Below are 7594 nucleotides of genomic sequence, written 5' to 3' on the forward strand. Positions count from 1 at the left end.
GGCTTATAATTTGGGGCAAATTTTCTGTGGATTATCTTTGTGAAGATCATTTTTGCTGGTACGCCTGAATTTGCGGCAACCGCATTGGCGGCATTATTAAAAACACCACACCAGATTATTGCGGTTTACACTCAACCTGATCGTAAATCAGGGCGCGGACAAAAGCTTACACCTTCTCCCGTAAAGCAACTTGCACTTGAACATGGCTTACCTGTTTTTCAACCACTGCATTTTAAAGCATCGACTGAAGAAGGTTTAGCTGCCCTACAAGAGCTAGCAGCTTTGGGTGCTGATGTCATGGTAGTCGCCGCTTACGGTCTGATCTTGCCACAAACCGTATTAGATATGCCTAAATACGGTTGTTTAAACATTCACGGTTCTCTTTTACCTCGTTGGCGTGGAGCAGCTCCGATTCAACGTGCAATCGCGACTGGAGATGCCGAAACAGGCATCACCATCATGCAAATGGCAGCTGGTTTGGACACAGGCGATATGATGTACAAAACCTATTGTCCAATTACTGCAGAAGATACCTCTGCAACCTTGCATGACAAGTTAGCGACTCAAGGTGCTGAAGCTATTTGTACCGTGCTTGAAACTGAGCAAAGTTTGCAATCATTTATTGCCAAACGTGAAGTTCAAGATGAATCCCTGACGGTTTATGCACATAAATTAGTGAAATCAGAAGCACGTATTGATTGGACACAAACTGCAATCCAAATCGACCGCAATATTCGTGCGTTCAACCCTTGGCCTGTGGCTTTTATTCAATTGGATGAAAATAACGCCTTACGTGTTTGGAGTTCAATGCGCTCCGAGATCAGTAAAGCAAATGCTCAATTAGGTGAAATTCTTGCAATTGATAAGCAAGGCGTACATGTCGCTTGTGGTGAAAACAGTGTCGTGTGCTTAACCAGTTTACAGTGGTCAGGTGGTAAAGCGCTCAATGCTGTCCAAATTGCCCAAACTCAAAAATTACATCTTGGACAAATTCTCCCATGAGCCAATCGAATCAATCATCTACAAAAAATTTGAATCTACGTGCGCAAGTGATCAAAACACTTTTGGCTGTTCAAAATGGGCAATCTTTGACTTCCGTATTGAATCAACATATCAATATGGTCTCTGAACGTGATCGTGGTTTATATCACGAACTGACTTTAGGTTGTTTACGCCAGTGGTTTTCATTAAAAGCCATTACCTTACCATTACTCACCAAACCGTTAGACAATGAAGCATTAGAAAGTTGTTTATATCTTGGCTTATATCAAATTTTATGTACCCGTATTCCTGTACATGCTGCAATTTCGGAAACTGTAAATGCTGCTAAGCAATTAGGTTTCGAGCCAATGAGTGGTGTGGTCAATGCGATTCTGCGTCGTGTTTCACGTGAAACAGATGAATTTCAAATAGCTTTGAATAATACACATGGTTTACCAAGTTGGTTATTCAAACGAATCAAAAAAGATTGGCCTGAGCAAGCAGAGCATCTGTGCCAAGCCTTAAAACAAGTCGCGCCACTCACCCTGCGCGTCAATGAACGCCAAGTTAGTCGTGATGAATATTTAGAGATTTTGGACGAAGAACAGATTAATGCTCGTCCTTGCATGCTTTCTGACGTTGGTATTGTTTTGGAACAAACGGGCAATATTACCCATTTACCAGGTTTCGAAGAAGGTGGCTTTTCTGTTCAGGATGAACATGCACAATTGTGCGCCACACTTTTACCGAGCCTAGATGGCAAAGTGGTGGTTGATGCTTGTGCTGCACCAGGTGGAAAAACAGCACATATCCTTGAGCGCTTTAATCCTAAAAAGCTAATCGCATTAGATCATGATGCAAAACGTTTATTGCGTGTTTCTGAAAATATCGAACGTCTTGGCTTAGATCAAACTGAGGTGGAGATTATCGCAGCCGATGCCACCACATGGCAAGCACCAGAACCCGTCGATTGTATCGTGCTGGATGCACCTTGTTCTGCAACAGGTGTTATTCGTCGTCATCCTGATATTCGCTTGCTCAGACAGTCCACAGACATCGCACAAACCGTGGCTTTACAGCAACAGATTTTGAGACAGATGTGGCAACAGCTTAAAGTTGGCGGTACGCTGCTTTATATCACCTGCTCAATATTAAAAGTCGAGAATGAGCAGCAGATGGTCGAGTTTTTTGCAGACCATCCCGATGCAAAAGAAATTAAAATCTCTGCGGATTGGGGTATAGAACAGATCCATGGTCGTCAGCTGTTGCCTTCAAATCAATCAGGTGATGGTTTCTATTATTGTCATATCCAAAAACAAGCGTAATAAAAAAGCAGGCTTAAAAGCCTGCTTTTTTTTTAAGAATCAATCACAGCGTATGCTGATCTTTAACTTCTTCAAGAACATCATCTAAATCTTCTGGATTCTTCATCAGGTGGCGAATCGACAAAGCGAGTCCACCCCATAAAAACACCATTGAAATAATCATCATTACGATTGCTGAAGTATTCATAATTTTATTCTCCTAGCGATCTTTCATTCTGCTTAAAACTAGCGCAACGACAGCACAGAAAATGACACTACCCCATCCAAACACGCCTTGTAAGCTCATACTGTAAGTATCGTAACCGTTCTTAATCAAGTTAATCACTGTCATGCTCAAAGTCGTTAACAGGATCAATGATGTGATCACAGTAAGCGTAAACGCCCAACCTTTACCTAACTGAATCGTAGAAATACGGTTCACATGGTCACGGAGTTCAATCAAAGCAGAGCGTTTAAACCAAGCAATACTAATGATAGAAACCAATGCTCCGCCAATAATACCGATGTTATTGATGAAGTGATCCACAATATCCACCAGCTTAATGGCATTAACGCTTGAGAATAAAATCACTGAAACTAGCGCACTACCACCACCGATGATCGTTACTGCCTTCTTACGTCCCCATTTCAATTTATCCTGCATTGCTGCGATTGGCACTTCAAGAATACTCACCATCGATGAAATACCAGCAACAAACAACGATGAGAAGAACAAGAGACCAAATACGTCTGCGCCTGCACCTAAGCTTGAAATAATTTTAGGGAATGCAATAAATGCCAGACCAATACCACCACTTACGACATCTTTAACTTCTGTACCCGCAGCATGTGCCATAAAGCCGAGTGCAGCAAAAATACCAATACCAGCAAGGATTTCAGTCGATGCATTGGCAAAACCAACGATCAAACCAGAGCCTGTTAAGTTAGTTTTAGGCTTCAAATAAGATGCATAGGTCACCATGATCCCGAAGCCAACAGAAAGTGAGAAGAACGTATGACCATAAGCTGCTAACCAAACTTTATAGTCCATCATCGCAGACCAGTTCGGCGTGAAGAATGCATTTAAGCCCTCAACCGCACCGGGCAAGCGTAGTGACTGAATCACAAGGATGGTGAACAGTACGAACAGCAATGGCATGAAAATCTTGTTGGATAATTCAACACCTTTTTTAACACCACCATACAAAATCACTAAGGTCAGCGCCCAGATTCCCACAATTGGCCAAAATAAATGGCTGACAAACTGCAAATCAAAGCCAGTTGCTTTCGAGGTCTGTAAGTACGTATTAAAGAAGAAACTTTCTGGGTCACTGCCCCACGCCTGACCAATCGAGAAATACACATAACTTCCCGCCCACGTCAGTACGCTGGCATAGTACAAACCAATAATGATACAGACACAGACTTGCCACCAACCTAGTGTTTCACCACCTTTAAATAAAGCACGATATGCTTTAGGGGGTGAGCCTGTACTACGATGTCCAGTCGCATAATCTAAAAATAAAAGAGGTAAACCAGCCGTAATTAGTGCGAGTAAATACGGAATAAGAAACGCACCACCACCATTTTCGTAGGCAACATAAGGAAAGCGCCAAATATTACCTAAACCTACAGCCGAACCAACGGCTGCAATAATAAAACCAGATCGTGATGTCCAGTTTTCACGAGAATCTGCCATATGACACCTAAATATATACCGCTGGCATTTTTCATACTGAGTTAGGTTTTATTATCCAACAGACATGAAAAGTGCCATAAAAAATATTGTTTTGCTTGCATGAAATTCCAACCTTGTGGGCCTCTCTCATTTTCATGAACAAACAAGCAAAAACCAAACCATCTTCCTTAAAGATTGGATTTTGTTTTTCTGCTTTTTAATAGCCGAACAATACCTGTTTTTATTTCTTTTTACTGTAATTTCTGTCTGAAAAATTATGTTTTTTAAATAACTGATTATTTTTTAACTGAATGAAATTTTGACCTTACAGTCAATTTATAAAATCAAGTATACAACCTAATCAAGCGAAGCCAGAACTCCGCTTGAACTTCTATTTTATTGTTTAATTGCGAGCAAGCGTTCTTCTTGCATATCACGAATCGCTGAGTGAATTCCTTCGCGACCTAAGCCTGAGTCTTTCACACCGCCATACGGCATGTTATCGACACGGAATGTAGGCACATCATTAATGATGACTCCACCAACATGCAAATGATCCCATGCATACAGCATTTTATTCAGATTTTGCGTATATACCCCTGCCTGTAAACCAAAACGACTTTGATTAATTGTATTAATACCCTGCTCAAACTCTTTAAATTTTTCTAAAATGGCAACAGGGCCAAATGCTTCATCCTTATAGATTTCTAGTTTGGCATCAACATTCTCCAGTAAAGTCGGTTCAAATAATACGCCTTGTAAATGTCCTCCCGTCAGAACCTTTGCCCCTTTTTTCTCGGCTTTATCAACCCATTTTTTCAGGCGAACAGCTTCAGCTTCCTTAATCATCGGACCTACCAATGTGGTATTGAGCTTTGGATCATCTACTTTAATTTTTTTCAGTTTCGCAATCAGTTTCTTTTTCACTTCCACATAAAGATCAGCATGCACTAAAATCCGCTGCACACTGATACAAACTTGCCCTGCATGCCCATAAGCGGCACTGATCAAACGATCAATCAGCGCCTCATCAATCACGGTATCTGCATCGATCAGAACCGCAGCGTTGCCACCCAGTTCCAAAGTAACTTTCTTGCGCCCTGCACGCGCTTTCATGTCCCAACCAACCTGATCTGACCCCGTAAAGCTGAGTAATTTAAAACGATCATCTGTTACCAAAATATCCGCTGCTTGGCGATCACAAGGCAACACTGACCATGAGCCTCTTGGTAAATCAGTTTCCGCCAAAACCTTGGCAATCATTAATGCACTGATCGGTGTCAAACTCGCAGGCTTCAATACAAATGGACAACCTGCTGCAATTGCAGGTGCGATCTTGTGTGCAACCAGATTTAAAGGGAAATTAAATGGGCTAATCAGCGAAACTGCACCAATTGGCACATGCTTAACCATACCTCGAAAACGAGCAGCCGCAGGCGTTACAGCCAAAGGCAACATTCGACCATCATCAAGTTGTGTGACCGCATCTGCAGCCAATTGGAACGTATTTATCAAACGTTCCACTTCTGCACTTGCAACACCTCGCGGCTTACCCCCCTCAATAATCAATATTTCTGTCAATTCTTCACGTAATTCATTAAAACGTTTAACGCAATGTAATAGAACTTTTTGTTTTTCAAATGGCTTAAGCGTCGCCATATCTACCTCAGCTTTAACTGATGCAGAAATTGCTTTTTCCAACACTTTTTCATCTGCTAACGCAACTCGAGCATAGACCGTATTAGTATATTTATCATGAACTTCTAACCATTGACCTGTCGCTACTGCTTTCCCTGCAACATACAAAGGATAATCCACAACATTTTGTGCATCGGTCATTATTCTTCATCCTATAATTAAAATTTAAAATTAGACTACTGTATATTTTCAAATATCACTATATGATTCGCCCAATCACTGATGAATTCACAACAATTCATTAGGGTTTTTGAGATGAATTAGGACAATCGAATGAAAATATTAAAAATATCAATGCTTGCTATAGGGACAAGTATTTGTGGTCTGGCGCAAGCAGATGTAATTGGCGTGAAAGCAGATGCAAGCTATTGGTCTTATGATGGTAAGACTCAAGTTCAACCCAATAATACAACGTCTTTATCCAACCAAACTGGCGTAGATAATCTTCTATTGGATCCTTACGCAAACTCTCGAGAATATAATTTAGACCGTAAAGGCTCAGCTCAAATTTCGCTTGCATTTGAGCACCCAATTCCACTGATTCCAAATGCAAAAATTCGCTATGTGAATTTAAAATCACAAACTGAAAATGAAGTTGCAGGTCAGCCAGTTTATGACTTGAACATAGATCATACCGATTTCATTTTATATTATGAAATCTTGGATACTATCGTAAATGCAGATATTGGTTTAGGCGCAACCAGTTTAAATGGTGATGTTAAAAAACTCGGTTTAAGCAAAACAGATATCGATAAAACTGTTCCTGTGATCTATGGATCAGCAGGGGTAAAATTACCATTTACAGGCTTGAGTGCTAAAGCTGAATTGTTATATAGCAACATCAATGATACCAAAATTACTGACGCACAAGCCGAATTACAATATAACTTTATTGATAATCTGTTGGTCGATGTTGGCTTGAAAGCTGGCTACCGTATCTTAGACATTAAATTAGATGACTACGAAAAAAACGATCTTAAATTTAATTTTAAAGGTCCTTATATCGGTTTAGATGTTCATTTCTAAATCCTAATAAGGTGAGAAACGGAATCTATGGATTCCGTTTTTTATCGCTTATCATTTCATCATTCTCAATTGATGTACGCCAAAACCTACAACAATCTCAGCGATTGGCGAATATCCCATTCTAAAGTTTTCACATATCATATAAAGCATACAGAGACAGGAAGTCTCATTGAAAATAACAAGATACGCAGGAAGCGGTCGTTCATAAGGAATATAAACGACAAGAAGCTGAATACTAAGAAGCCCCGTCAGGATGATGGGGCTTCTTTTTATTTATCATTTTATGCGTGATTTAAAGAGTTTTTAGATAGACAACCACTTCGTCATGCTCTGCCATTTCTGCAAGCTGCAGCGCAGTATATTCGCCTTTATAAGCGACATTTGCTCCTTTACTCACTAGTAGTTTCACCACAGCTAAATGATCATTCTCGGCAGCAGCTTGAAGCGCGCTATAACCTTCATCATCGGTCTGGTTTGGATCTATTCCCTCTACCAATAATTGCTCGACTTGTTCTACATCACCAAGGGATGCCCAATACACTAGCTCAGGGAGATGCAGTTCTTCATCATCTTCAGGCAGTGGAGAAAAAGAGTTGAGTTTCATAATCATTTTCCTAAAACTATAAATTGACTCAATTTAACTCATAGTAAATGATTTTTCAGTAGAGCTATCATATATAAAAATCTCTTTGAAATTATGTTCAATATTTAAAGCTCTAACTTTTTCTTCTAAAATATTTCATTCTTTTGAAAAATAGCCTATATCTAACTCGCAACAAATAACTAACATTGTGTTTTCTGGATAATTTTTACTCATTGCTAATACATTCGGTAATCCTCCCATAAATAACTGAATTTAAAAGTAGAGGTTAAGCAGCCATCAAAGGTGGTTTGCCTCCGTTAGCTT

The 7594-nt window shown here is 40.0% G+C and carries 7 protein-coding genes; 3 read left to right on the plus strand and 4 right to left on the minus strand.

Annotated features, from left to right (window positions below; genetic code table 11):
- Positions 1–39 precede the first annotated feature (39 nt).
- Entirely contained in the window at positions 40–1002 is a 963-nt protein-coding gene (gene fmt, locus NO346_RS02435) for a methionyl-tRNA formyltransferase (RefSeq protein WP_256414105.1), read from the plus strand.
- Positions 999–2306, plus strand: coding sequence for a 16S rRNA (cytosine(967)-C(5))-methyltransferase RsmB (gene rsmB / locus NO346_RS02440; RefSeq protein WP_256414106.1), 1308 nt, complete (start codon positions 999–1001; stop codon positions 2304–2306). Before fmt ends, rsmB begins: the two co-directional genes overlap by 4 nt.
- Positions 2307–2349: 43 nt before the next feature.
- On the opposite strand, the gene NO346_RS02445 is transcribed toward rsmB, so the two are convergent.
- The 3 genes from NO346_RS02445 to NO346_RS02455 form a co-directional block, all read right to left on the minus strand.
- Positions 2350–2493, minus strand: coding sequence for a methionine/alanine import family NSS transporter small subunit (locus NO346_RS02445; RefSeq protein ID WP_004910340.1), 144 nt, complete (start codon positions 2491–2493; stop codon positions 2350–2352).
- Positions 2494–2505: 12 nt separating this feature from the next.
- Positions 2506–3984 (minus strand): sodium-dependent transporter, encoded by a 1479-nt coding sequence (locus NO346_RS02450; protein ID WP_256414107.1) that lies wholly within the window; start codon positions 3982–3984, stop codon positions 2506–2508.
- Between the two features lie 375 nt (positions 3985–4359).
- Positions 4360–5802, minus strand: coding sequence for an aldehyde dehydrogenase family protein (locus tag NO346_RS02455; RefSeq protein ID WP_256414108.1), 1443 nt, complete (start codon positions 5800–5802; stop codon positions 4360–4362).
- A 132-nt stretch (positions 5803–5934) separates the two neighbouring features.
- Between NO346_RS02455 and NO346_RS02460 the strand changes: the two genes are divergently transcribed.
- On the plus strand, positions 5935–6687 hold the full coding sequence (locus NO346_RS02460) for a TIGR04219 family outer membrane beta-barrel protein (protein WP_256414109.1): 753 nt from the start codon (positions 5935–5937) through the stop codon (positions 6685–6687).
- Between the two features lie 292 nt (positions 6688–6979).
- On the opposite strand, the gene NO346_RS02465 is transcribed toward NO346_RS02460, so the two are convergent.
- On the minus strand, positions 6980–7291 hold the full coding sequence (locus NO346_RS02465; protein WP_005157138.1) for an ankyrin repeat domain-containing protein: 312 nt from the start codon (positions 7289–7291) through the stop codon (positions 6980–6982).
- Positions 7292–7594: the final 303 nt, after the last annotated feature.

The organism is Acinetobacter sp. 5862 (assembly GCF_024494585.1).
GTDB lineage: Bacteria > Pseudomonadota > Gammaproteobacteria > Pseudomonadales > Moraxellaceae > Acinetobacter.